Source organism: Salibacterium sp. K-3 (assembly GCF_054052005.1).
In genome coordinates this window covers 1,757,153-1,782,907 of sequence record NZ_JBSVZE010000001.1, presented here as the reverse complement: position 1 = coordinate 1,782,907, position 25,755 = coordinate 1,757,153, and the positions used below count along the sequence as shown (strand labels likewise).

Sequence of the window (25,755 nt, the reverse complement as noted above, 5' to 3'; positions counted from 1 at the left end):
TCAGCCGTTCAGCAGCGTCCGGTATAATGCGATATAGCGGGTCGCTTCTTCTTCCGGATGGTGACGCTTCTGTACATATTCCGCCGCCTCTTCTGCCATCTGCCGATATCTTCTTACATCTTCCGTTACGGCTCGCAGTTGTTGTACGAATTCGTCCGGGGAAGAAAACAAAAAACCGTTTTTTCCGGGCTCAATGACGCTTTCATTGCCGGGGTTCTTTCTGGCAAGAGCGGGAACACCGTAAAACATGCCTTCCAGCAGACTCATCGGCTGCCCTTCTGAAATAGAAGTGTTGACCACGATATCTGCCCATTGATAAAAGGCAGCCATGTTCTCATTTTCGACCGGCCTGTGAGAGCTGAACCAGGAGTATGCTGCTTCCGCATTCTTCACCTGACTGTTCACGTTTTCATCCAGGACTTCCCCAACAAGCAGAAAACGAAGCTCCGGAAACAATGCACGGTTTTCTTCCAGAGCGGAACAGACGTATAATACATCTTTTACCGGACGCATTCCCGCCGGTAGCAGGATTTTCGGCGATCCAGGAGGGAGCTGGGGATCGACTTCGGCCGGTGTTTCCGGGATGGCTGCTCCCTGTGGTATGACGGTGACCCGGTCCCGCAGCCACGGAAAATCCCACAGCACTTTCTCTTTTGCATCCCCGGTGAACACAGCAAGGGCCCCGGCTCTTTCTAAAAACTGCTCCATATAGCTTTTTTTAACGGTATCCTGTAAATCAATATTGATATCTGTGCCCCCACTCGTTAAAACGAGGGGCTGATGGATGGAAAGATTGTTCGATTCCAGAAATTCAGCCGTCCGCCGTACGTGAAGGGCATGTACAATATCTGTTTGATCAAGCTGTTCTTCAAGCCGCCCTTCTTCTTCTTCAAACGGATATACAACCACCTCGTGGCCTGCTTTTTCAAGATACGTTTTCATTCGTTTAGCCGTCGTCGCATTGCCCCGTTTTGAATGATAATAAGGGGTCAGATAAAGAATAGTCAATGTATCAGGACTTCCGGGCATAGGCTTGTCTCCAGACTCTCTCTTCGTTTTCCCGTTTTGTCCACTTCTCTTCATCGAGCCATTCCAGAAAGGGAACGAGAAACTTCCTGGAAACCGGGAGTACCTCTTTGGCCTGCTGCAGAGTGAATGTTTCCGGATAGGAAGCGTAAAGTTTTTCCGCTGCATGATGCAGTCCGGCTGCGTCTCTGATATGTCTGTCATCCAGCGCTTCAGCCTGTCCGCTCTGAAGCAGCGCGTAGCGGAACTCTTTTCCCACATCTTCCGGAATTCCCTCTTCTTCCATGTATTCCTGCCAGGGCCGGGGAGCTATTCCGTCCTGCTGCCAGCGTCTTCGGGACTGCTCCATTTTTCGTTCCCATCCTTTTGGATACGAAGGAGTGTGAGAGGACACTGCAGCATACTGTCTGTGCTGACTGATCAACTCATTTTCCACAGCTTCTTCAAAAAATCTCTCGGCAAGTTCTTTTGGAATGGCTCCGTCAGCAAATAGGTCCAGCTCCTGTTTATTCTTTCCTGTGCGAAGCGGGTACTGTTCATGAAATGCCTGCAGTTCTGCCAGCATGTCAGCGGTTTTTTCCTCATAAAGTTCCTGAAGGACCGTTTTTCCATTCGCATACCGCTTGGCCTTTCCTTCCTGAATGAGCTGGGAAACAACATCCTCAGCCTCTTCCTGCAGCAGCCCCGTTTCTTTGGCCAGTTGTTCCGTATCCAGCCATTTGCCGTCACGCAGCGCGCGCTTGACATGCTCTTTGGGAGTTCCCTGTTTTTCCTGCTGCAATTGTTGGATCGATTCGGTGCCGAAACGGAGTCTTTCAGCATTTGGATTAAGCACCCATCCCCCTCCGATTGTCTCCACCGGAGACGGTCTGCGCACAATAAAACGATCATGTCTTTTTGTCACCACCGGTTCGTTCAGAACAAGCTGGCACAGAATTTCCTCTTTCCTGCCCGGCTCCAGGACGTTCCGATCAAAAAATATGACACGGCCATATACTTCTGCCGTACCGAGGTGCAGTTTGATTGGGCCACGTTGTTTTAGAGCATACACCGCTTCCTGTGATGTGTACAGCACGATATTCAACCGCCGGGTGGTCACATAATGTTCCGCCGAAACAACGACGTCGCCCCGTTTCAGCTCTTCTTTATCCGCTCCGCTGACATTCATGGCAAGACGCTGTCCTGCTCTTCCTGTCTCGACTCTCATACCGTGGCGCTGAAGCTGCCTGATTTTCAGTTTTTTACGCAGCGGAAGCACCTGTACGGTATCTCCCTCTGCGATCTGTCCTTCATATACCGTGCCACGCACTACGGTGCCCTGACCATGAACCGAAAAAACCTGATCAACAGGCAGGCGGAAGGCCCCTCTGGCATCTCGGGCGGAAAGGCTGTCAAGCACCTCCACTAATGAAGCACGGAGCTGTTTCACCCCTCGTCCGGATATGCTGTCCACAAACACCATGTCCGCATTTTCAAACGGAGTCCCCTGCACTTCTTTACGGATATCCTCCCCAGCCAGTTCCAGAAGATCCTGTTCCACATGATCCGATTTTGTCACCGCAATCAGTCCGCCTGTCACACCAAGAAGGGACAATATTTCAAGGTGTTCCTTCGTCTGCGGCATCACTCCTTCATCTGCTGCCACAGTCAATACGACAGCATCAATCCCGGCCACTCCTGCGATCATCTGCCGGATAAATCGTTCATGACCCGGTACATCGATGACTGATACGTCCATATCCTCCCTCAGATGCAGGGGAGCAAACCCCGGTTCAATCGATACGTTCCGCTCCTTCTCCTCTTTCAACCGGTCGGTGTCCCAATTCGTTAATGCTCTTGTCAGAGTCGTTTTGCCATGATCAATATGGCCGGCCATTCCAATTGTATACATTCGATGTGCCATATCTATTCCCGCCTTCTAGCATTCAAGCATCTGTTTTCCCTTATCGTACTACATGTCGAAAAGCGTTGAAAATAAATCTGAATTGTTGCATTGTATGTGATGAGAGCGTAAAATACATTCCGTAACAGAATACGGGGCCGGTTGCGATGCTGGTGCACGCCAAAGTCTTCAAAACTTTCCGGGAGGCGCGTGCCGTCTCCGCTGGGTTCGATTCCCAGACGGTCCCGCCACTTTCTCCTCATTAAGAAAATAAACCGAAGAACTTTTTCCACCACGGTTTTGACTTTTCCGAACCTTTCTGTTCCCGTTCGTTTTCTTCTATAAATACATATTCTTTGTGAACCGCATGATCTTCAGTCAACACAAGACCGATATCACTTTGATTATCCAACGATGTGACACGCTGTGCTTCCACGTTGTATTTAGAGGCGAGCCTGGTATAAGCGGACACCGCTTTATAACCGAGTTTTCCATTCACGATCATCACTGCATCAGGGTGACGCTGCATGGTCTCTTCCACTTCCGGAAACGTTCCCTTTTTCATCACCTGGGCTTTTGTCAACGCAAGAAGCACCCTTTCCCTGTATGTGCCGAGGAACCTGCGTTTTTCGTCCGGCTTCACTTCTTTCGGACCATAAATACCTTCTTCGATATAATCATTTACGTTTTTTTTCGACATCGTGTCTCTCCTTTCTGCCGTTACAGTATATCAAATCCTGCATGGAGGATGATATCAAAACAAATAATGGCGTATGTATTTTTGAGATTCTTTATGATAGAATACGCTTGAGATAATGATAGATGAGGTGAAACAGATGCCTTCTGATATGTTTATGTGGTTTATTGTCGCATGGTCGGTATTCCTAACGGTCATGATGTTTATCGGCGGGTATTTCATGTTTCGCAAATTTTTGAAAAGACTTCCCAAAGAAGACGGACGCTCCATTCTCGACTGGCAGGACCATTACCTGGATCAAACCATTCATTTATGGCCGCAGGATAAAAAAGATCTGCTGGAAGAGCTCGTGGAACCGGTCCCCGAACTTTTCCGCGACACCGCCCGCGAAAAAATAGCAGGCAAAGTCGGGGAGCTTGCCATTGAAGAAAACGCCCGACGGATTGATGAAGATCTGCTGATCCGCGGCTACATTACAGCCACCCCGAAACGGGATCATAAATTTCTGAGAAAAAAACTGAATGAGAAACAGATTGATGTCACCCCGTACGAACATTTATTTTCATAGGGTGACCCCTCCATTTGGCACTCATGTAGTCTCCGGCGCATCCATTCCATCATTCTTCGGAATGGCATGGGCGTTTCGGCCAGAGCGAAATAGTTCCGCCAACCGATAAGAAACTGATTCAGTTTCTTGATGCGGTCATCCATGGAAATACTCCACTTGCGGGAAGTAATAACCCGGATGCATTCTTTAGCTCGTTTGAAGGACTTTTTGTGAACCCGGATTCTCGAAAGCCCATTCGAAAAAGCAGTGAAGCTGAATCCCGGAAACTTTCCGGGGTCGGTCCACCGCGTTCTTCGTTTGGTTTACTTTCAACCGCATCGTTTTCTCCAGGGAATGCGTTATCTTCTGGAAAATGCGTTCCGCCGCTTTCCGGGACATCCAATATTTTGTTGGAAAGAAGAGGTCCCCTGCGGCGTCCCCGTCGTATTCGATGAAACAAGCCGGTTCCCATGATGCCGGTTTGAAGGTATTTCCGGATGATTCGAAAAATCCGCCCGTCCTGTATATGGTGGATTCATGTCCGCATGAGGCGGTCATGGTTGACGTGTCAAAGAGCTTCTCCAGATCAATACAACCACCCATTATTAAACTGAAATCTTTCCTTTGTTTATTATTCTAATAACTGCAATGATACCCCTGCATATTAACAATTTTAATACAATACTCGTAAATGAGTGATACCAATTCCACCCTTTTTTCCATGTAATTAATTTTGTTTTTTTGGCGGCAAAGGTTTCTAAGATTATTTGAAGGGTTGCTAATATAAGAACCTTCAAAAAAATTCCAATAGGTCTGCTGTTAAGTGTCCATTGGTTGTAGTAAAGTAAAACCAAGGGATAATGAATATAATCAAAAGGTAAATGGATTTTAAATTTTTTAAAAAGCTTATTTTTGTATTTTAAATACCCCTTTGATACCAAATAACTATCAGCAAAGTGATTACCGATAAAGCTTACAAGGTAAACAATTACCCAATCTTTAAATGAACGTTTTACGATGGCAGATGGTAATAAAACTAATCCAATTATAGTGCTTATGTTTAATAAATAATTTGGGAAATTCTTTTTTTTTATACTCATTGTTTACACCTCCATTTATCATCTTCCCCTTTTTTCGAAACGTTTATGTAAAACCTATATCTATTCAACTAACGGGAGCTTTAGTTGAACAAGACGATATAAAAAACAGAACGCTTGGTTACAAGCGTTCTTGTATGCTTAATGCTAAAGTGTCTGCGGTTTTGAACAATATTTCAACTGTTATTTTAGATTTTCATCACAGTAGGAATTACTTATCGGGATGGGACGGCATTTTTTACCAGTGAGTCTGCACCGGGGCGGCCCGTCCATTCTGCAGCCTCTTTTTCTTTTCCATTTTTTTAAACTGAACCAGCATAAATATCCGCCATGGAATGATCATGCCATAGGCCAGGATAAAAAACATCCCCGCCAGCTCTTCCACATTAATCGCATCTCCTATGATCAGCTTGAACACAATCCTTGCTGCCAATAGAAAAAACAGTAGAAATACGAAAGCTTTGGAGCGGACCATATAAATATCACCGCCCCGTATTTCAAAACGGGATGTTTTCATTAGAAGCAGGGAAAAAACAAGTCCCACCGAAAAGGCTTCTGCAATTTGTGAAGGTTCCAGGCGTGCCGGTTCATACACGAACATAAAGAAACCGGTGGACATAAAAAAGGGTGGAAGTATGATTTTTTTTACATTGGCCGGTTTTTTGATCGCCTTCATGCGGATAAAGAGGGCGGCAAGAGCCACCATCGCCGCTCCCACAGTTGATAACAGCAACATGCCACTCATGATTCAGGACAACTCCCACTTCTGACTGCCGTAAGCATCAGGGTTTTAAGTTATAATTCATTGGTTCTATCATACAACGGGAAAAAGCCAGGATGCAATGCGGACCCGGAAAAGGTACAGCTAAGGCTGCTTCCCGGGCGAAGGAATACTTTGTCCATCCACGGAAAACAGCCTCGTTTCTGTTACTTTTTATCCTGTTGTTTCTGCATTGCTTTCATCATCTGATTTATTTTCTTCTGCGATGGGTTCTGCCCCATCTGCATCATCATGACCCGGAGCATCTGCTCATTAATGGGGGGATTTTTCTTTAAGTAATTCATCATCGTTTTGCGGGCAATAAAAAACCCTAATGCCGCACCCGCCAATAGACAAACAACACCGACGAGTACAAACCAAAGCCAGTCCATCCCGTTCATTTCCTCCTTCTAATACGTTACAACGATACGTAGATAGTCGTTACTATGATTAACCTTCATAATTATAACGTATCCCCCGCGTCTTGGAAAGAGGAAGTCTTTTTTTACTTATAAAACGGAGTAGACTTTAAGCGGCTTAAGCCATCCATATGTTTCTTTTTTCATATTGACCGCAAAAAAGTACGGAGAGATTTTTTTAAGGCAGTCAAATACCTGCCATTCTTCTTTGGCCGGGCCGGCATGATCAAATATAATCTGGCGTTTTTTTAAGTAGATTGTACTGGCCGAACGGCGGCTCACATACATGTCCCGCTTTTTTTTATGAAAACCGGATTTTTTGAAATCTTCGTGCAGGGTACCGATAAAATACGGATACAGCAGGGGCTCCGTAATATAGTAGATCTGTTTTTTCAAGAGCGGCCTCGCCCATTCATAGGCTTCGTGGTAATCCAGAAATAAGCGGTAAAGCTTGTACTCTGCCTGGTAATACTGAAGAGCTACCTCTTTGGTAATAATTGTGAGTTGGAATCTTGTCATGGATATGCACTCCTTTCGTATCTTATCGGAAGCAGCTGAAGAAACATTGTTTAACAACACTATAACTGATAAGACGTGAAAGAGCTGTCATATTCTGAATATAAAAACAACTGTTTTTGTCGAAAGCGTCCTTTTTCTCGACGTTATAAGAAACGTACAGACTCCCGGAAGTCGGCATAGCGTGGAATGAGATGCCAAAAAAAGACTGCTCCTGCCGGGCGGACATCGTCCCGGAAGGAGCAGTCTTCTTTTATTCCGAATCCAGAAGGGTTTTTACCCGTGCGGTCACATGATCCACCGTAAACCCGAATTCCTTGATGTTGACGTCGCCTGGAGCCGATGCGCCGAAACGGTCAATACCGAGGACCGCGCCGTAAGCTCCGGTATATTTGTACCATCCGTGGGAGGCACCCATTTCAACAGCAAGGGCGGGGATGCCCTCAGGAAGTATTTCCCGCTGATAGGAAACCGGCTGTTGATCAAAGGAATGCCAGCTCGGCATGCTGATGACGTTTGCTTTCACGCCGTCTTTTTCCAGAGCTTCTGCTGCCTGTGCCACAAGAGACACTTCCGAACCGGAAGCAAGAAGAAGCACGTCCGGACGGGAGCTGCTTTTCACTAGAACATATGCCCCTTTCTGCACACCCTCCTCAGCGTGTTCGGCGGTTCCCGGCAGTGTTGGCACTCCCTGCCTTGTCAATACCAGAGCTGTCGGTGTATGAGTGCTCTCGAGTGCTGTTTTCCAGGCAGCCACCGTTTCATTTCCGTCTGCCGGCCGGATCACATTCAGATTCGGAACCGCGCGCAGCGCAGAAACCTGCTCGATCGGCTCGTGCGTTGGACCGTCTTCTCCAACTGCAATGCTGTCATGTGTAAACACATAGGTGAGCGGAAGCTCCATTAAAGCACTGAGACGCAGAGCCGGACGAAGGTAGTCGGAAAATACGAGGAAGGTGGACACATATGGATGAACCCCTCCGTGAAGTTTCAGTCCATTTCCGGCAGCGGCCATCGCGAATTCACGTACGCCGAACCAGATATTACGTCCTTGATAATCGTCTCTGCTGAAGTCCGTTTCTTTTTTGATTAATGTTTTGTTGGAACCGGAAAGGTCAGCCGATCCCCCAAACAGGGAAGGCACAGATTGTGATAAAGCCTGCAGCGCTTCGCCGGATACAGCCCGCGTCGCTGCTTTTTCATCCTGATAAACAGGAAGATTTTCATTCCAGCCGTCAGGAAGCTCGCCTTTGACAGCGAGACGGAACTGTTCTGCAAGTTCGGGGCAGGCTGCTTTGTATGTTTCAAATAACTGGTTCCATTCCTGTTCTTTACGGGCCCCTTCAGCTTTCAGAGCGGCAAAGTGCTCCGTCACTTCCGCCGGAATATGAAACGCTTCTTCATATCCCCATTTATAGTAATCCTTAACCAGTTTCACTTCATCCTCTCCGAGCGGAGCTCCGTGCGCCGCACTGGTGCCGCCTTTGTTGGGAGAGCCGAACCCTATTTCTGTTTTCACTTCGATAAGAGATGGACGATCGGCATTCCTTGCTTCTTCTATCGCCTTTTCGATGGCTGCAAGGTCATTGCCGTCTTCTACGAGTACCGTATGCCATCCGCAGGCTTCATACCGTTTCAACACATCTTCGGAAAACGCCTGATGAAGGTCTCCATCCAGCGAAACATCATTGGAGTCATAGAGCATAATCAACCGGCTTAGCTGCAGATGCCCTGCCAGGGAAGCGGATTCAGCAGATATCCCTTCCATCAGATCACCGTCTCCGCAGAGCACATACGTATAGTGATCGACAAGAGGAATGTCTTCGGTGTTATAAACGGCAGCGAGATGGCGTTCAGCCATAGCCATACCCACAGCCATACCAATACCCTGTCCGAGCGGACCGGTGGTCGCTTCCACTCCCGGTGTATCTCCAAACTCGGGATGGCCGGGAGTTTTACTGCCCCACTGCCTGAAATTTTTCAGTTCGTCGAGGGAAAGGTCATACCCGGACAAATGAAGGAGGCTGTATAAGAGCATCGAACCGTGTCCAGCCGAGAGAACAAACCGATCCCGGTTGAACCAGTCCGGGTTTCCGGGGTTATGGTTTAAAAAGGAAGACCACAGCTTATACGCCATAGGGGCCGCTCCCATCGGAAGTCCGGGATGTCCGGAATTTGCTTTTTCCACACTGTCCACGGATAAAGTACGTATCGTATTGACCGCCAATTCTTCTACATGATCTGCTGTCATTAGATTCCCTGCCTTTCTTTTATCACTTCTGTTATGTATCATATACTGCCTATTTTATCATAAACGGAAATGTCCGATAGCACAACCGGAGATGTCCGTTCAGCTCCGGGGACGGGGGCGCAAACATATAAAAACCCTGACGATCAACGGATCATCAGGGTTACCTTTATCTATAGGTTGAACGGATCATGCTGTCACCCGCGGAAATGAGGGTTGTTGCGCTTGGCTTTTTCCAGTTTTTGAGGTGTGACGTCATCGCCCTCCTGGTCTACTACTTTAACGGACTGGAGTTGACTTTTGAATGAAGAGCGGAACTTCGCCAGGTATTCATTACGCAGTTCATGCTGTTCCTCTTCTTCCTGTTCTGTTAATCCTGTGGTTTTTGAGCGGCGTGCCAGTTCATTAATCCGGTCAATCTTTTCCTGCGATAGCATAAGCCTTGATTAACCTCCCTTTTTCCTTGTAAGGTTCTATACTAAATGTAAATCAGGAAATTCGGGAATGCAAACAGGACTGCTCAGGATGAGAAAGGATGAAAAAGATTTCACTATACTGAAAAGCACGTTCATCAGAATTACTCCTGATTCGCCCCGTATGTATTCTGCTCCTCCATATAGGCCTGATACCTTCGATGAACCGTTGCCTTTGAGATGGAATACCCAAGCCCGCGCAGGGTGGCAGCAATATCATAGAAGGGAAGCTCCCTGTTTCGGAGTCTCACGATTTCTTCAATCGGAGCTTCTTTTTTCTTTCTTCCTCCTCCGTCATTGCCGGTAAGATTGTTCTCCGGGTGATAACCGGATGCAACAGCGCGCTTCATTCCCCGCTTTATCTTTAAATTATGAAGGCGCCGCTGCTGTTCCTCTACCAAGGACAGGATGTCCATCAGCATATTGTCGTTTTCTGAAAGCTGCATTTGCCCTTCATCCCTTACCGTATAAACGGGGATATCCAGAGCAGACAGCTGATGAAGCAGCGCAATCCTGGCGTTTCCACGGCCGAGCCGCGTTTCATCCTGAACGCAGAGCACATCTGCTTCGTTTCCCGAAAACCGCTCCATCATCTCAAGCAGTCCGTCCCTTTCCAGGGAATAACCGCCGGCTTCCTCCGTAATCGTCTGATATACCTGAAATCCCTGGTTTTGGGCTAACAGGAAAAGCTCTTCCTGCTGGCGTTTCAGGGAACTCTGCTGTGTTTGTTTCGTCGTGCTGACGCGGCAGTAAATAATGCAGCTTGTCATGTCATTCCTTCACTTTCTATTTGTAGTTGACTGTCCAGTCATAGGTCAGTATATCAGACGGCTCTTCCTCTTCTACAAGATTCATGTTTTTGTTGTATTCATCCGAAGCCTGCGACCATTCCACCACAGTAATCATCATAATAATAGACAAGATAAAGATTAGAAGAATCATCCATTCCTGTTTATTCAGCCTTTTGCATTTGGAAATCATACTACCCCTCCAGTAATGAGAATATCTGTTCCGTCTTTAGATACCACCAGTATATATAGAACTATTGTTCCCGTCAAGGGAAAATTAGAACGAGTGTTTGCGGACATATGTTTTCCATGGTACAATAAACTCAATAAATATTTGGAAAATGAGGTGCAGCCTATGCCTAAACTGTCCAGAAGACAACAGCAGATTCTCGACTATATAAAAGACGAAGTAAAAATGAAAGGCTACCCTCCATCCGTCCGGGAAATCGGAGAATCGGTGGGACTTGCTTCAAGTTCCACCGTCCACGGCCACCTAGCCAGACTGGAAAACAAAGGATATATACGCCGGGATCCGACGAAGCCGCGGGCCATTGAAGTCCTGGAACTGGAAGAAGAAAATGTTTCCATATCTGAAAGCCAGGCTGTTTATGTTCCGGTTCTCGGTAAGGTTACAGCCGGCGAGCCGATTACGGCAGTGGAAAACATTGATGAGTATATTCCTCTTCCTGATCGTATGGTTTCCGATGAAAAAGTATTCGTATTGACCATTGAAGGAGACAGCATGATTGAAGCCGGCATTTATGACGGGGATCTTGTCATTGTCAAACAGGAGCAGACTGCTGATAACGGTGATATCATTGTGGCGATGACAGAGGAACTTGAGGCTACCGTGAAAAGATTCTATAAAGAGGATCATTATATCCGGCTGCAGCCGGAAAATGCCGCCATGGACCCAATCATTCTCGATAACTGTACCATTCTCGGGAAGGTCACCGGGGTTTTCCGAACCCTGCATTAGATCATTTACCATGAGCTTCGGTAGTTCTGCACCTCAAAAAACCGCGGAGCTGTCTCAAAAGACAGTTCCGCGGTTTTTTTGATACCGGCGGATTCCTGCACCGTGAACGCTGGAAAGACCATACCTCTGTACTGGTAAGAAAAACGCAAGGGGCCCGCCTGCAAGATGTTCTTATGCTAAAAAAACCCTGCCACCATTACAGTGACAGGGCTTCTGAATGTTAGTACGTGGACATGAACTGTTCTCTTTCCCAAGGGTGGACCTGGCTTCGGAACATATCCCATTCAATCTCTTTTGCCTCGGCAAAATGCTCAATAGCGTGGGATCCAATCGCATTTACGAGAGTTTCATCGCCGAGAAGATTATCGAGCGATTCACGCAGATCAGCCGGAAGGTCTTTGATCCCTTCTTCTTCACGCTCTTCTTTCGTCATGACATAGATGTTGCGGTCTGTCGGCTCCGGAGCACTCAGCTTTCTCTTAATGCCGTCCAGGCCGGATGCCAGCATAGATGCCATAGCCAGATACGGGTTCGCAGCCGGATCCGGGCTTCTCACTTCAATGCGGGTGCTCATACCGCGGGAAGACGGAATCCGGACAAGCGGACTTCTGTTTCTCAGAGACCAGGCTACATATACTGGTGCTTCAAAGCCTGGTACAAGGCGCTTATAGGAGTTTACAATCGGGTTGGTCAACGCTGTAAAGGCCTGGGCGTGCTCCAGAATTCCTGCAAGGAACTGCATCGCTGTTTCGCTGAGCTGAGAATCGGTTTTCTTGTCGTAAAACGCATTTTCCTTGCCTTTAAACAGCGACATGTTGCAGTGCATGCCGGATCCGTTTACGCCGAACAGCGGCTTCGGCATAAACGTAGCGTGAAGACCGTGTTTTCTTGCGATCGTCTTAACAACCAGTTTAAACGTCTGGATATTATCGCAGGTTGTTACAGCATCCGCATATTTAAAGTCAATTTCATGCTGTCCCGGCGCCACTTCGTGGTGGGAAGCTTCAATTTCAAATCCCATGTCTTCAAGTTCAAGAACAATGTCACGGCGGCAGTTTTCACCGAGGTCGGTCGGCGCAAGGTCGAAGTACCCGCCTTTGTCGTTCAGTTCCATCGTCGGCTCCCCGTTTTCATCGTTTTTGAAAAGGAAGAATTCCGGTTCCGGTCCGATGTTGAAGTCTGTGAATCCAAGATTTTCCGCTTCCTTCAGAACGCGTTTCAATATGCCGCGCGGATCTCCTTCAAACGGCTTCGGTTCTTCTCCGACAGGGCCCGGTTCATATATGTCGCAGATGAGGCGCGCCACTTTTCCTTTTTCCGGCGTCCATGGAAATACAACCCATGTCTCCAGATCCGGATATAAGTACATATCAGATTCTTCGATGCGGACGAATCCTTCAATGGAAGATCCGTCGAACATCATCAGGTTATCCAGAGCTTTATCGAGCTGGTCGTACGGAATCTCCACATTTTTGATGATTCCCTGCAGGTCTGTAAACTGCAGACGAATAAATTTTACGTTCTCTTCCTCAGCCATTCTCATAATGTCTTTTTTTGTTGTGGCCATGACGTAAACTCCTCTCTTTTAAGTAAAATGGATATGAAATCTTCTACCGGCCGGCAGAAGAAGGTTCATCAAACTAATGAAAAAATCGTGAAAGCTGCCCCTGAATCATCGAAGTCCGTCCGTGTGCGCCCGCCATCATCACTTCCTTCTGAAGGTGGCGGCGGAGCTCCTTGTCACTCATACTTTCTGTGTTTTTGAGAGCTGCGGCCGGCTGCTCCTGTTCAGCACGCAGTTCAAATATTTCCTTAATGCCCGAAATATTCACTCCCCGTTCAATCAGACTTTTAATCTCCAGAAGCCTGTCAACATCGTTGAAGGAAAACTGGCGCTGATTACCTTCCGAACGGGACGGATGCACCAGACCGTGTTCTTCATAGTAACGAACCTGTCTTGCAGATAATTCCGTGAGTTTTTTCACGATACTTATGGGAAATAAAGGCATGTTACGCCGAATATGATCATTCATCTGGCTGCCCCCTTTCCTCATTGAAGTTATACTTATCCTACATGATGTGAGGTTTTTAGTCAATGACATGTTAACTATTTTTACATGGAAAATTACATAGACTGATCTTCCGGGAGAGAAAGCAGCTTTTCACGCAGCAGTACCTCAAGCCCGTAAGTGACGGCATATTTTACATGGGAAACGGTCAGCCCTCCCTGAACGTATGCCCGGTAAGGAGAACGCAGAGGCCCGTCGGCTGTGAGTTCAATACTGGATCCCTGGATAAATGTGCCTGCAGCCATAATGACATTATCTTCATAGCCGGGCATTGGCGAAGGCTGGGGCTGAACCATTGAATCTACCGGAGAGGCTTCCTGTACAGCCTGGCAGAAGCGGACCATTCTTTGTTCTTCACCGAATTCAACGGCCTGCACGATATCTGTCCGCCCCTCCCGGCTTGCTGGATAGGTTTTCAACCCGGCCTGCTCCATGAGAGCAGACGTGAAAAGAGCACCTTTCAGTGCTTGTCCTACAATGTGGGGAGCCATAAAAAGCCCCTGATACATTTCCGGAAGAGTGTGCAGCATCGCGCCTCCTTCCAGACCGATCCCGGGTGCGGCAAAACGCGATGAAGCCTGTTCCACGAGTCCGGCTTTGCCTGCTATGTAACCGCCGCTTCTGACGAGTCCTCCGCCGGGATTTTTGATTAACGATCCTGCGATTAGATCCGCTCCGGCATGGCCGGGTTCCTGTTCTTCCACAAATTCTCCGTAGCAGTTATCGACAAATATAATTAGATCCGGCCGCTCTGTCTTCAGATCAGAAATAAGGCGCCCCAGCGTCTGCATGGACAGCGAAGGCCGGTCATCATACCCTTTGGAACGCTGCAGGGCAACGACTTTTGTATTTTCCTGCAGGCAGGAGCTCAGAATACCAGGTTCCGGAAACCCATCAACACCGAGCGGAGCGGTGGTACAGTCGATTCCGTATTCCATCATGGATCCTTTTTCCGCCCCGTTGAGACCGATGGCTGTCTGTAATGTATCATACGGTGCTCCTGCATAGAGCAGATGTTCCCCTGGTCGCAGCACACCAAAAAGAGCTGCACTGATCGCATGCGTCCCTGAGATGAAATGCGGGCGCACCATCGCTGATTCTGTTCCAAATACATCAGCGTATATAGTATCCAGTATGTCCCTTCCGGCATCATCGTAGCCATAGCCGCTTGAGGCCTGCTGGATATGGATCGATGCAGCCTGGTGTTTCTGAAAAATCCGCAGCAGACGATACTGATTGGCTTCGGCCGTTGTTTCCACCGCTGCATATCCTTGTGATGCCGCTGTCTCTGCCTGTTCTTTCAATTGTTTAACACTTTCAGTTACGTTCATCCTTTGATTCCTTTCTATTTCTTCCATTGTTGAATCGTTCCCTGCACCGGATGATCCGGCAGAGCATATCCGGTGCAGATTACATACCGGCTGTCGGGACTGATTTCCTGGTTTTCCACCATGGTGAGACGCTGTATGTCGGCCAGGGATTTTCCTTCTTCAACCGGCACCTTCACTTTATAATACTGCATCTGTTCTTTCAGCACATCCTCCATCAGATACTGAAGGCTGTCGATATCCTGTTCGTTCAGCGCCGACATATACAGGACGGGATGTTCCGGCCTGGATAAAATAGGTTTATCATCCAACCGGTCGGCTTTATTGAAGACGGTGATAACCGGAATCGTATGGGCGTCCAGCTCCTTCAGCAGCTTGTCCACCGTATCCATATATTCCGGTGCTGACGGATCCGAAGAATCGACAACATGGAGCAGCACATCTGCTTCTTTGACTTCCTCCAATGTGGAACGGAACGCTGCAATCAGGGTGGTTGGCAGATTCCGGATAAACCCTACGGTGTCAGTCAACAGTACAGGATAGCCGGAAGGAAGCTGCATCTGCCGGGTTAACGGATCGAGCGTCGCAAAAAGCAGATTTTCCTGAAACGTTTCAGCTCCCGAGAGACTGCTCAACAGCGTTGATTTGCCGGCATTGGTGTAACCAACCAGCGCAAACTGGACAGCACTGTTTCTCCGTCGCTGTTTCCGGTAGCTTTCGCGGTGTTCCTTCACTTCATTTAACTGCCGCTTCAGATCATCCATACGTTTTAATAAATGACGACGGTCGGTTTCGAGTTTCGTCTCGCCGGGTCCGCGGGTGCCAATCCCTCCACCCTGCCGGGAAAGAGCTTCTCCCTGTCCGGCAAGCCGTGGCAGAAGATACGAAAGCTGGGCAAGCTCCACCTGAATTTTCCCTTCTTTGGTATGGGCCCGGTTTGCAAAAATATCAAGGATCAGCTGGGTGCGGTCAATGACGCGGACCGGGATGTCCCGGTCCAAATTCCGGATCTGGCCGGGAGACAGTTCATCCTGAAATACGACAAGATCCACCTGTTTCTCCTCTACGGCCTCTCTGATTTCTTCAAGCTTTCCTTTCCCGATAAACGTTGCCGGATCCGGTTTTTCCCGCTTCTGAATGAAGTGTTCCGCCACTTCTCCGCCCGCGGTATGAACAAGAGCAGTCAGTTCTTCCAGGTTGTATGCCAACTGCTTCTCTGAAACACCGGGAAATCGGCACCCTGCCACAATTACTTTTTCGGTCATCTTTTCACTCCTTCTTTGTCCAACGGCATATCAGACTCTTCCAGAGTCATTAATCTGTGCTTATTCATCGCTTCCCCTTCTTCCAGAAGACGAAGCGCATGACGCCGGATGATTCGTTCCACAAGATTTCTTACGTAACGGCCGTTCTGCCGAAAATCCGGTTCCCGCAGCAGATGAAAATGGCGGGAAAGCTGCTGCCATAATCTATCTGAAGCCTGGTACTGCTTTTCATCAATCTGTCTGCCGGCCAGCTGCAGCATATCGTCCTCCGAAAAATCCTGAAACGTCAATGTATTGGGAAATCTCGAAGGAAGACCGGGGTTTAGATGCAGAAACTGTTTCATTTCATCAGGATACCCTGCCAGAATTAAAATAAAATCATGCTGATGATCTTCCATTGCTTTCACCAGCGCATCCACAGCTTCCCGGCCGAAGTCTTTCTCCCCGCCTCGGGCAAGGGAATAGGCTTCATCAATAAACAGGATCCCGCCTTCGGCTTTTTTTACAATATCTTTTGTTTTCTGTGCAGTCTGACCAATATATTCACCAACCAGATCCGCCCGCTCCGCTTCGATAAAATGCCCTTTTTCCAGAACGCCCATATCTTTCAGCATAACTGCCATAATACGTGCAACCGTCGTTTTTCCAGTACCGGGATTACCAATAAAAAGCATGTGATAATTCTGCCGGGACGTTTCCATCCCCAGACTTCTCCGGCATTCATTCACGTAAACGAGCGCATACATTTCACGGATAAAAGTCTGCACCGGCTCCATACCGATCAATCCGCTCAGCCTCTTTTCCGCCTTCAAGAGCGGATAATGCCCCACACCGGAAAAAGGCTCTTCCGGATCTTCCTTCTTTCCGGTGTTGAGCTGTATCTGAATTTTTCTGCGGTCTTTCGTCTGCACCATCACAGCAATCCCCTCTTTCTGAGCACAAAATCCTGCGGGCGTTTACCCATACTATACGTTTTTGGAGCGTGATTGGTGATTGCAGTCTCTGCTATAATGTAAGCACCATTCTATGGAAAGGACGAACAGTATGCCGGAAAACAATCCGCTTCTTCCCGGACAAGCCCGGGATTTTCTCGAATTTTTAAGCTCCAGGGGAAGAAAAAAAAGTACCGTTCTCCGTTACCAATATGATCTGGAAGACTTTTTCCGATATATGGAGGTCTCCACCGGATACGAAGGATCCGAAGCCCTGAATATCATGGGAGCCGGTCATATCGAAGCTTATTTCTCCTTTCTGGCTGGGACAAGGCATTATCAGGCGCGTACGCAGAAACGTATTCACACTGTCTTAAAACAGTTTTTTGGATTTCTTTATGAAACGGGAACATTTTCTTCAAATCCGATAAAACATTTTGATCTGAACGATTTAATAACCGAAGAATTAACACCCGAAGACCTTATTCATCCATCGGAAGAAAAAACATTACTGGATTCCCTGCAGTCCGACGCCGGTCTCAGTGAAAAACAAGCAGCGGCACGCCCGCTGCTTGCTCCGAGAAATCTCGTCATCATCCGCTGGTTTCTCTGCTACGGCCTCCGTCTGCAGGAATTGACTTCTCTCTTCCTGAAAGATATCAATCAAGGGCGGGGGCTCCTTTATATTCCGGAAGAAACCGGTAATCCCCGTGTGGTTTCTTTATCAAAAAAAGATCAGTCTTTATTGTATCATTATTTTCAGGCGATTCCGAATCCAGTCCGGCCATTTCTAGAACATCACCCGGTATTTGCGGCTTTTGATTTTCAGCGGCGGACATACCGCTGGAGTTATGAAGAAGACCGGCCTAAACCGCTCACCCAGGTGGCGGTTCAGAAAATGATCAGGGAGGAGCGCAGGCGGGCGGGGATTGAACGGTCCATTTCATCCAAGCACCTCCGTAATACATGTATTATCCGGGCGTTGAAAACCGGAAAGAGTCCGGAGCAGGTTCAGGAAATGCTCGGTCTGAATACCGTCCTTACATTAAACAAGTACATCGACTATGCCGACCGGAACGGTTCTTCTTCCGCATCAACAGATCGCAGGCTCTGAGCCGGCATAAAAAAAGCTTCCAGGAAAGCCTGGAAGCTTTTGGTTACGTTTCAGCCGAAGAATCTGAAGATTCCGGCTCTATCTGCAGAGACACATGACGCTGCGGCGCAAACGTGGAAATCGCATGTTTATAAACAAGCTGCTGCTTTCCGTCACTGTCGAGCACCACCGTAAAATTATCGAAGGCCTTCACCTGTCCCCGGAGTTGAAAACCGTTCAGCAGAAAGACAGTGACAGGGATTTTCTCTCTGCGCAGGGTGTTTAGAAATTGATCCTGAATATTAACCGGCTGTTTCATGGAATAAAGTCCCCCTCATCATACTCTATATTGATACTTATTCGACAGCCGGTTTTATTTTCCTGCTGTCAAGCGGATCATTTTTTCTATTTTTTCTTCGAGAGATCCGTGTGTCATATCGAACCAGTGAACTTTCTCTTTGTTCCGGAACCACGTCAACTGTCTTTTTGCATAGTTTCTCGAATGTTGTTTTAATGTTTCCACCGCCACATCAAACGAACAGCGCCCTTCAAAATAAGGGAAAAATTCTTTATAACCGATAGCCTGCGCGGCCTGCACATGAGGGGAATAATAATCGTACAGCCATTTCGCTTCCTCCACAAGCCCCTGCTCTATCATTTGGTCCACCCTGTTATTGATTCGCCGGTACAGCACGCTGCGCTCCATCGTCAATCCGATCATTAAGTGATGATAGGGTGCTGATGCTTCCGATTCAAACGGCCGCTTTGTCTGTCCTCCGAGATGATGGATCTCGAGGGCACGTACGACTTTTTTTATGTTATTGGGATGTATCTCTGCTGCGCTCTGCCTGTCTATGTCCCGAAGTTTGTCATGCAGAGGCTGCGGGCCGTACTTCTCTGCGAACTGCTCCATTTCCCGGCGGAAATCAGGATCGGAAGGTGTATCATGAAAATCCAGGTTTCGGATAACCCCGCGGATATAGAGTCCCGTCCCCCCGGCAATAATAGGGAGTTTTCCACGTTCATTGATATTTTTAATCCGCTCTGCTGCTTTCTGCTGGAAATCAGCGGCCGAATACGTCTGGTCAGGAAACCGTTCATCGATAAAATAATGAGGAATACCGCGCCTTTCGTCCTCGGATACTTTTGCTGTTCCGATATCCAGACCTTTATATATCTGCATGGAATCTCCACTTAGAATTTCCCCGTCAACATGCGCAGCAAGCCGGACGGCCGCCTCTGACTTTCCGACAGCCGTTGGACCGGCAATGACAACGACTTTATCTTTGTTCATGATTGTTCTCCTTTTTGATATAAAGCATACGAAAACACCGAACCTGAACGCTTCCGCCAGGTAAACCCAAGATCCTGAAGAAAGGAGGGAAGCGTTCTTGTTTTTATAACCACCCGGCATGAAGCCGCGCGTACCGCTTCAAGCACCTCTTTTTTCCCCGGCTGCCGGTGGGTGGCAAATAACCGCAGCGGCGCCATATGAGGAGAATCTTCCACAGCTTCTTCAAACATCGGATCCATATACACGATATCATACCTGTTAGCAGCCAGTTGTTCCAGCACCTTTTCAGAGCTGCCGGACCTCACTTCAATGCGGCGCATCGCCTGGTTAAATTCATTCGACGATGATTCCCAGTTCTGCATTCCCTTCCCCACCAGATGGGCGGTATAAGGGTTCCATTCCACTGCTGTCACGTGCCCCGTCTCTTTTACTGCCAGACTGGCGGTAATACTGTCGGATCCAAGTCCCATCGTTGTATCAAGAACCGTCATGCCCGGATTCAGCGCCATCGCTTCTACGATCGGGTCCTGTCCACCCTTTTGTAGCCGCTGGTACCGGATCCAGGCCATGCTTGGATGAAATTCGAGCGGCTTTGCCGCAGCAGGATGATATAGTTTGTCCCCCCGGTCTCCAACCACATAAATAGGTTCTCCGGCCTGCGCCAGCCACTGCTGAAACGAACGTTTGCGGCGGGGTTCAAATACCAGGCCCCAGCTTTCAGCCAATCGCTTTGCTTCTTCTGTTTCTTCGGCAAGGGCCTTTTTCGCCGTTGTAACGATCACCCGGATCCCCCGCTTTCTATACTGCCTGGTTGATTACAGTAAAAAATCCCTTTATACGACAAAGGGATCTGCGGCAGTAAACGTTTTTAATGATCAGACTGTGATTGTTTCATTAGATAAACAGCCATGATGGTACTGATGAAAATAGCAAAGCCTGAAACGCTTAGTACGATGATTAAATCCAGCGCAGTCATTGGTCATTTCTCCTTCTCAAACCTTTTTTGTGTATTGTAACACACCGTTTATCTTCATTATCTCCGAATTTGTGACGAAGATGTAAACATTTCAGCTACATGACCCGTTTGAACATTTTTTCCATGTCATAGCCGGAGAAATGAATAAGTACGGGCCTTCCGTGCGGACAGGTGAACGGGGTGTCACATCGGCGCAGATCGGCCAGCAGCGACTGGATTTCATCGTGGCGGAGATGCCGGTTGGCTTTGATCGCTCCTTTACAGGACATCAATATGGCAGCTTCTTCGCGCAGCGCCGCCACACTGATCTGTTTATCCTCGAGCAGCTGCTGGATCAATTCACGGATGGTGCTCTCTTCCTCTCCTTCAGGAAACCAGGACGGGTGTGAAGATACGCGGTACGTACGGAAGCCGAACGGTTCAAGGTACACGCCGGCCTGCTTCAGCTCCGCCTCATAGGTCGATACCACTCTCTCTTCTTCCGGTGACAGCTCGATCGTAACCGGAACCATCAGTTCCTGCAGATGCCTGTTTGTATCGGCTATCTTCTCACGAAAATACTCATAATAAATGCGTTCCTGGGCGGCATGCTGATCAATAATGTACAGACCATTTTCATTCTGGGCTAAAATGTAAGTTCCGTGAAGCTGTCCAATCGGCTCGAGTGCCGGAACACGGTGATCCCGTCCTGAGGAAGTGCTCCGGCTTTCTTCTGCCGGCGGTCTTTTTGGTTTTTTATCTGTCTCTGAAAACGGAGCGTCCGCATTGTTTTGTCCGGATTCCGTCTGTTCTTGCGGGTACACTGCGTCCGGTGGTTCCAGTGTCTCTTCCGGAAAAACGGACGATGTTTCATTCCTGCTTCCGGTGTATAGAAAAGAGGGCTTCGCAGCTTCGGTGTTATCGCTCGTTCGGGGTGTCTCTTCCTCCAGTTCCAGTGCCGTCTGTTCCGAGCGCGGCTGTTTAGCACGGGACTGCTCCACTTCCGGAATAAACGCTTCTTTCTGCAAGGTTTCTCTTAATGCATGTTCAATAAGGGAGAGCAGTTCTTTTTCCTTGCTGATTTTCACTTCGAGTTTTGCCGGATGAACATTCACATCGATCAATACCGGATCCATTTCAATATGCAGCACAATCATCGGGTGCCGGCCGATCGGAAGGAGGGTGTGATAGGCATTTTCCACCGCCTTTACAATCGGATAATGCTTGACATACCGGCCGTTGATAAATGTAGAAATATACTGCCGGGACGCGCGGTTTACTTCCGGTTCGGCCGCCATACCGTAAATGGTATAGTCCATGGACGTTTGTTTCACAGGAAGAAACTTTTCAGCGGTGCGCCGTCCGTAAATGGAAGCCAGAACGGCTCTTATATCACCGCTTCCGTTTGAGAAAAGAAGCTGACGCCCATTATGGGACAACCTCAGAGCAACGGACGGATTCGCCAGCGCAAGGCGGTTTACGACATCACTGATGTTTCCGATTTCTGTATGGATCGTTTTCATATATTTCAGGCGGGCCGGGGTGTTAAAAAATAAATCCCGCACCGTAATATCCGTGCCTTTACGGGCTTTTGCCGCGGAAAGGGCGATCCGCTTTCCGCCCTGGTAACGGATAAGCGTCCCTTCTCCCTCTCCTGTTCCGGTCGTCATATCAAGGTTGGACACCGCGGCAATACTGGGGAGAGCTTCTCCGCGGAAACCAAGGCTCGCAATCTGAAACAGATCGCGTTCGGATGTGATTTTACTGGTTGCGTGGCGCAGAAAAGCAAGCTCAGCATTATCCCTGGTCATGCCGGTGCCGTTGTCCACGACCCGGATTTTCGATAAGCCGCCTTCTTCGACGTCGATATCAATCCGTGTGCTTCCGGCATCGACGGCATTTTCCACGAGCTCTTTTACGATGGAAGCAGGGCGTTCCACCACTTCTCCCGCCGCGATTTTGTTGGAGAGTTCGTCGGTCAGTTTTTTTACCTCCGCCATTACACATTTCCTCCTTACCGTTTCAGTTTCTGCTGGTACTCATATAGGAGTTCCAACGCCTGGAGCGGTGACATATGCAGTACATCAGCATTTTTCACTCCTTCAATAACCGATTGTGTCTCCTGGTCCCGCCTTTGTATATGTTCCCTATCTGAAGGAGGCGGATCAAACAATGCCAGCTGTTCCGCCTCTCCGGCAGAAGTACGTTCCGGAAAGGAATCCTGCTCATAAACGTCTGTATTTCGCGACGTTATATCCGCTCCTTCATTTTCAGTGGAGGCGCCGGCCTTTTCCTGTCCTTCAAACTCATGCAGCAATGTTTCCGCGCGCTCTAGCACGTTTTTGGGAAGCTCGGCCAGCTTCGCGACATATATCCCGTAACTGCGGTCGGCTTTTCCCTGTTCTACTTTGTGGAGAAATACGATGGATCCTTCTTCTTCCACGGCACGAACGTGAACATTGAATAATTTCGACAGCGTCTCCTCCAGCGTCGTCAACTCATGATAATGAGTGGAAAATAATGTTTTGGCACCGATCTCTTCATGAATATATTCCACAATCGACTGTGCCAGTGCCATACCGTCATACGTGGACGTGCCCCGGCCGATTTCATCCAGTAAAATCAGACTGTCCGGGGTTGCCATCGACAGCGCCTGTTTTGTTTCGAGCATTTCCACCATGAAGGTGCTCTGTCCGGAAGTTAAATCGTCTGATGCCCCGATCCTTGTAAAAATTTGATCAAATACAGGTAGTTCCGCGCTTTCTGCCGGAACAAAACAGCCTGCCTGCGCCATAATGGACAACAGTGCTGTCTGGCGCATATATGTGCTTTTGCCGGCCATATTAGGCCCTGTAATCAGAAGAATTTCCCTTTCACGATCGAGGTCCATATCGTTTGCGACATATTCTCCATGATCGAGCATCTGTTCGATGACCGGATGGCGGCCGTCGGTGATAGCAAGCCGCCGCTCTTTGGAAAACGCCGGGCGGACATACTGCATACGCTCACTTAATACAGCAAATCCCTGCAGGACATCGATTTCACTGATCACACGGGCTGTCTGCTGCAGCGGCTGCAGAAACTCTTTCACTTTTTCCCTGATGTCCAAAAACAACTGATATTCCAGTTCCGTGCTGTGCTGCTCCGCGCCGAGGATCATTTCCTCTTTTTCTTTTAACTCCGGAGTGATGTAGCGTTCCGCGTTGGTTAATGTCTGTTTGCGTTCATATCTATCTTCCGGAAGATAAGGGATGTTCGGCTTGGTGACTTCAATATAATACCCGAACACTTTATTGAACCCTACTTTCAATGACTTGATGCCGGTGGCTTCCCGTTCCTGTTTTTCGAGGCCCGATATCCAGTCTTTTCCGTTTTTGCTCGCTTCTTTGTATTCATCGAGTTTTTCGTGATAGCCTTCTTTAAAAAGTCCTCCTTCTGTAATCGATATTGGAGGGTCATCGGAGAGGCTGTTCTCCAACAGCGAGCGGAGGTCCGAAAAATCAGCGGCCCGTTCTGTCCACGCTTTCATATTTTCATTGGCCAGCGTTTCAAGCAGGGAAAAAAGAGCCGGAAGTTCCTGAAGCGAACGCCGCAGCTGCACCAGTTCCCGGGCGTTTACGTTGCCGTATGCGGTTTTGCCGGCCAGCCGTTCCAGATCATATACATACCGCAGCCTGTCCCTTAATTCCTCTCGTTCAAAATAATGAGCGAGAAAAGATTCAACCAGCGAAAGCCGGTTCTCGATCTCCTGCACATCCAAAAGCGGCTGTTCGATCCACTTTTTTATGAGGCGTCCTCCCATGGCAGTTACGGTTTGGTCCATGAGCCACAGCAGTGATCCTTTCTTTTTATGTTCCATCATCGTTTCTGTCAATTCAAGATTACGGCGCGCATGAATATCCAGCTGCATGCTGTCTTTCGGACGGTAAAGATGCATTCCCTGCAAATGTGATAAGGAACGCTTCTGGGTCCGGGCGAAATAATTCGTCAATAAAGCAAATGCTTTTTCCACTTTCCGGCCTGCGTTTTCCGGCAGAAGCGGCATGAATTCCTGTTTCAGTTCCGCATCTTCCTCTGTTGAACAGAGAACGGAAGCATACGGAATATCTCCCTGATCAAAAAAAGAAGGAACAATGAGCTCCTTGATACCTGTCCTCGTCATTTCACGCTGCCATTCCCTTGTATCTTTATCCAGTACCGATCCTTCGGTTTCCCCTGTTGTCAAATCAGCTTTTACAAAAGCGGCCGTTCCGTCCTCGCAAGGGTAGAGAGCGGCAGTAAAATTATTTTCGTCTTCCCGTACCGCCCTGCCTTCCATAATCGTTCCCGGTGTTATAACCTGAACCACTTCGCGCCTTACCACGCCTTTGGCCGTTTTTGGATCCTCCACCTGCTCGCAGATGGCAATCTTGTACCCTTTCTCGATTAAGGTGGAAATATATTGTTCCGCGGAATGATACGGTACCCCGCACATCGGTATGTGCTGTTCATTACTGCTCCCCCGTCTGGTAAGGGTGATTTCCAGTTCCCTGGCTGCCTCAACCGCATCATCGAAAAATAATTCGTAGAAATCACCGAGGCGGTAAAATAAAAATGTATCTTCGTACTGTGATTTTATCTCCTTGTACTGCTTCATCATTGGTGTTTCTTCGGCCACGTCTATTCCTCCACTGCTGAGTGATGTATAGTTATATTATATCATATGCCGCCCGAATAAAGGAAAAAGCCCGGTTTATGAACCGGACTTAACATCTTGGCTATTGATCTTTGTCTTCAAGAAAATCTGTATCAATCTTTTTCAGTTCTTCTTCCGAAACCTGTTCTTCCCATTTCACATTTTTATAATCATCGTCTTCGGCATCGGGATGTATTTGAATACATACTTTCGTTTCCCCTACCAGTTCCGCGGAAAACTCCTTTTCCACCTCCACTTCAACATCTTTACCTTTTTCTCCAATTGCCGCTTCCAGCGTATTCGGCTGTTTTATCACCCGTGCGATCACATCCACTTCATCGGAGATCAGTTCTTTCTGTTTCATTTTCAGCGGAACCAATTCCGTATACGTAACATTGCCCGTAGTCACATCGGTTTTCGTGTTGTCTTCGTAAGAGTACCAGACGTTCACATCGTAGCGGCCGTTCACTTCAATCGAATCTCCTCTTCGGTCCGCCTCATACTCATGATTTATGATCCAGCACCCCAGGATGCTGGAAGGTTTTTGAGGAGGTTTAATAACATGAGTATCCTTGCAGTGTTTTTTTCCTTTTCCACACACAGCCTTGGTAACAATTTCCCGGTATTTCGCATCTTTTTCCGACGGCATCGATGACCCTCCCTTTCCAACATAGGAGTGCCCTTAAGGCACTCCCTGTCATTCTTGTTTAAC

The 25,755-nt window shown here is 48.1% G+C and carries 26 protein-coding genes and 1 tRNA gene; 4 read left to right on the top strand and 23 right to left on the bottom strand.

Features of this window, described 5'->3' with window-relative positions:
- Both ACW9JV_RS08870 and selB read right to left on the bottom strand, forming a co-directional pair.
- Positions 1-1,029, bottom strand: a complete 1,029-nt coding sequence (locus ACW9JV_RS08870; RefSeq protein ID WP_457333391.1) for a glycosyltransferase — start codon at positions 1,027-1,029, stop codon at positions 1-3.
- Complete coding sequence (gene selB / locus ACW9JV_RS08865) at positions 1,013-2,929, bottom strand: selenocysteine-specific translation elongation factor (RefSeq protein WP_457333389.1); 1,917 nt, start codon at positions 2,927-2,929, stop codon at positions 1,013-1,015. Before selB ends, ACW9JV_RS08870 begins: the two co-directional genes overlap by 17 nt.
- 133 nt (positions 2,930-3,062) lie before the next feature.
- Here selB and ACW9JV_RS08860 point away from each other — a divergent pair.
- Positions 3,063-3,159: transfer RNA gene (locus tag ACW9JV_RS08860), tRNA-Sec, on the top strand.
- Positions 3,160-3,170: 11 nt separating this feature from the next.
- Here the strand turns inward: ACW9JV_RS08860 and ACW9JV_RS08855 are convergent.
- Positions 3,171-3,608, bottom strand: a complete 438-nt coding sequence (locus tag ACW9JV_RS08855) for a YueI family protein (protein ID WP_457333387.1) — start codon at positions 3,606-3,608, stop codon at positions 3,171-3,173.
- 136 nt (positions 3,609-3,744) lie between these two features.
- Here ACW9JV_RS08855 and ACW9JV_RS08850 point away from each other — a divergent pair, with 136 nt between their 5' ends.
- Positions 3,745-4,173 (top strand): DUF2621 domain-containing protein, encoded by a 429-nt coding sequence (locus tag ACW9JV_RS08850; RefSeq protein ID WP_457333385.1) that lies wholly within the window; start codon positions 3,745-3,747, stop codon positions 4,171-4,173.
- Here the strand turns inward: ACW9JV_RS08850 and ACW9JV_RS08845 are convergent.
- From ACW9JV_RS08845 to ACW9JV_RS08805, 9 genes are all read right to left on the bottom strand, one after another.
- Positions 4,101-4,394, bottom strand: a complete 294-nt coding sequence (locus tag ACW9JV_RS08845; protein WP_457334682.1) for a group II intron maturase-specific domain-containing protein — start codon at positions 4,392-4,394, stop codon at positions 4,101-4,103. The genes ACW9JV_RS08850 and ACW9JV_RS08845 overlap by 73 nt on opposite strands.
- Positions 4,395-4,757: 363 nt before the next feature.
- Positions 4,758-5,252, bottom strand: coding sequence for a CBO0543 family protein (locus ACW9JV_RS08840; protein WP_457333383.1), 495 nt, complete (start codon positions 5,250-5,252; stop codon positions 4,758-4,760).
- A 235-nt stretch (positions 5,253-5,487) separates the two neighbouring features.
- Positions 5,488-5,994 carry a CcdC family protein gene (locus ACW9JV_RS08835; RefSeq protein ID WP_457333381.1) on the bottom strand — a complete coding sequence of 169 codons (507 nt, stop codon included), beginning with the start codon at positions 5,992-5,994 and terminating at the stop codon, positions 5,488-5,490.
- 182 nt (positions 5,995-6,176) lie between these two features.
- Positions 6,177-6,401, bottom strand: a complete 225-nt coding sequence (locus ACW9JV_RS08830) for a YneF family protein (RefSeq protein ID WP_306897663.1) — start codon at positions 6,399-6,401, stop codon at positions 6,177-6,179.
- Between the two features lie 117 nt (positions 6,402-6,518).
- The gene (gene sirA / locus ACW9JV_RS08825) at positions 6,519-6,947 is read right to left on the bottom strand and encodes a sporulation inhibitor of replication protein SirA (RefSeq protein ID WP_457333379.1); all 429 of its coding nucleotides are present in this window, start codon (positions 6,945-6,947) and stop codon (positions 6,519-6,521) included.
- Positions 6,948-7,197: 250 nt separating this feature from the next.
- A complete protein-coding gene (tkt, locus tag ACW9JV_RS08820) occupies positions 7,198-9,195 on the bottom strand; it encodes a transketolase (RefSeq protein WP_457333377.1) in 1,998 nt (665 codons plus the stop codon).
- Positions 9,196-9,389: 194 nt separating this feature from the next.
- The gene (locus ACW9JV_RS08815) at positions 9,390-9,629 is read right to left on the bottom strand and encodes a DUF896 domain-containing protein (RefSeq protein ID WP_457333375.1); all 240 of its coding nucleotides are present in this window, start codon (positions 9,627-9,629) and stop codon (positions 9,390-9,392) included.
- Between the two features lie 140 nt (positions 9,630-9,769).
- Positions 9,770-10,435, bottom strand: a complete 666-nt coding sequence (locus ACW9JV_RS08810; protein WP_457333373.1) for a YneB family resolvase-like protein — start codon at positions 10,433-10,435, stop codon at positions 9,770-9,772.
- A gap of 16 nt (positions 10,436-10,451) precedes the next feature.
- Positions 10,452-10,646 (bottom strand): hypothetical protein, encoded by a 195-nt coding sequence (locus tag ACW9JV_RS08805; protein WP_457333371.1) that lies wholly within the window; start codon positions 10,644-10,646, stop codon positions 10,452-10,454.
- Positions 10,647-10,808: 162 nt separating this feature from the next.
- On the opposite strand from ACW9JV_RS08805, the gene lexA reads away from it, so the two are divergent.
- Positions 10,809-11,432 (top strand): transcriptional repressor LexA, encoded by a 624-nt coding sequence (lexA, locus tag ACW9JV_RS08800; protein ID WP_457333369.1) that lies wholly within the window; start codon positions 10,809-10,811, stop codon positions 11,430-11,432.
- Between the two features lie 220 nt (positions 11,433-11,652).
- Here lexA and glnA read toward each other — a convergent pair whose 3' ends face one another.
- From glnA to ACW9JV_RS08775, 5 genes are all read right to left on the bottom strand, one after another.
- Positions 11,653-12,999 (bottom strand): type I glutamate--ammonia ligase, encoded by a 1,347-nt coding sequence (glnA, locus tag ACW9JV_RS08795; RefSeq protein ID WP_457333367.1) that lies wholly within the window; start codon positions 12,997-12,999, stop codon positions 11,653-11,655.
- A gap of 73 nt (positions 13,000-13,072) precedes the next feature.
- Entirely contained in the window at positions 13,073-13,465 is a 393-nt protein-coding gene (locus ACW9JV_RS08790) for a MerR family transcriptional regulator (protein ID WP_457333365.1), read from the bottom strand.
- A 92-nt stretch (positions 13,466-13,557) separates the two neighbouring features.
- A complete protein-coding gene (locus ACW9JV_RS08785) occupies positions 13,558-14,832 on the bottom strand; it encodes a methionine gamma-lyase family protein (RefSeq protein WP_457333363.1) in 1,275 nt (424 codons plus the stop codon).
- 14 nt (positions 14,833-14,846) lie between these two features.
- Positions 14,847-16,094, bottom strand: coding sequence for a GTPase HflX (gene hflX / locus ACW9JV_RS08780; protein WP_457333361.1), 1,248 nt, complete (start codon positions 16,092-16,094; stop codon positions 14,847-14,849).
- Positions 16,091-17,017, bottom strand: coding sequence for an AAA family ATPase (locus ACW9JV_RS08775; protein ID WP_457334680.1), 927 nt, complete (start codon positions 17,015-17,017; stop codon positions 16,091-16,093). The genes hflX and ACW9JV_RS08775 overlap by 4 nt, the downstream gene beginning before the upstream one ends.
- Positions 17,018-17,138: 121 nt before the next feature.
- Between ACW9JV_RS08775 and ACW9JV_RS08770 the strand changes: the two genes are divergently transcribed.
- Entirely contained in the window at positions 17,139-18,140 is a 1,002-nt protein-coding gene (locus ACW9JV_RS08770) for a tyrosine-type recombinase/integrase (protein WP_457333359.1), read from the top strand.
- A gap of 43 nt (positions 18,141-18,183) precedes the next feature.
- On the opposite strand, the gene hfq is transcribed toward ACW9JV_RS08770, so the two are convergent.
- The 6 genes from hfq to cotE all read right to left on the bottom strand — a co-directional run bounded on the left by hfq (position 18,184) and on the right by cotE (position 25,692).
- A complete protein-coding gene (hfq, locus tag ACW9JV_RS08765; RefSeq protein WP_457333357.1) occupies positions 18,184-18,438 on the bottom strand; it encodes an RNA chaperone Hfq in 255 nt (84 codons plus the stop codon).
- A 54-nt stretch (positions 18,439-18,492) separates the two neighbouring features.
- Positions 18,493-19,413, bottom strand: coding sequence for a tRNA (adenosine(37)-N6)-dimethylallyltransferase MiaA (gene miaA / locus ACW9JV_RS08760; RefSeq protein WP_457333355.1), 921 nt, complete (start codon positions 19,411-19,413; stop codon positions 18,493-18,495).
- Positions 19,410-20,195 carry a class I SAM-dependent methyltransferase gene (locus tag ACW9JV_RS08755; protein ID WP_457333353.1) on the bottom strand — a complete coding sequence of 262 codons (786 nt, stop codon included), beginning with the start codon at positions 20,193-20,195 and terminating at the stop codon, positions 19,410-19,412. Before ACW9JV_RS08755 ends, miaA begins: the two co-directional genes overlap by 4 nt.
- A gap of 289 nt (positions 20,196-20,484) precedes the next feature.
- On the bottom strand, positions 20,485-22,368 hold the full coding sequence (gene mutL, locus ACW9JV_RS08750) for a DNA mismatch repair endonuclease MutL (RefSeq protein ID WP_457333351.1): 1,884 nt from the start codon (positions 22,366-22,368) through the stop codon (positions 20,485-20,487).
- Positions 22,369-22,382: 14 nt separating this feature from the next.
- Positions 22,383-25,025, bottom strand: coding sequence for a DNA mismatch repair protein MutS (gene mutS / locus ACW9JV_RS08745; protein ID WP_457333349.1), 2,643 nt, complete (start codon positions 25,023-25,025; stop codon positions 22,383-22,385).
- A gap of 100 nt (positions 25,026-25,125) precedes the next feature.
- On the bottom strand, positions 25,126-25,692 hold the full coding sequence (gene cotE / locus ACW9JV_RS08740; RefSeq protein WP_457333346.1) for an outer spore coat protein CotE: 567 nt from the start codon (positions 25,690-25,692) through the stop codon (positions 25,126-25,128).
- Positions 25,693-25,755: the final 63 nt, after the last annotated feature.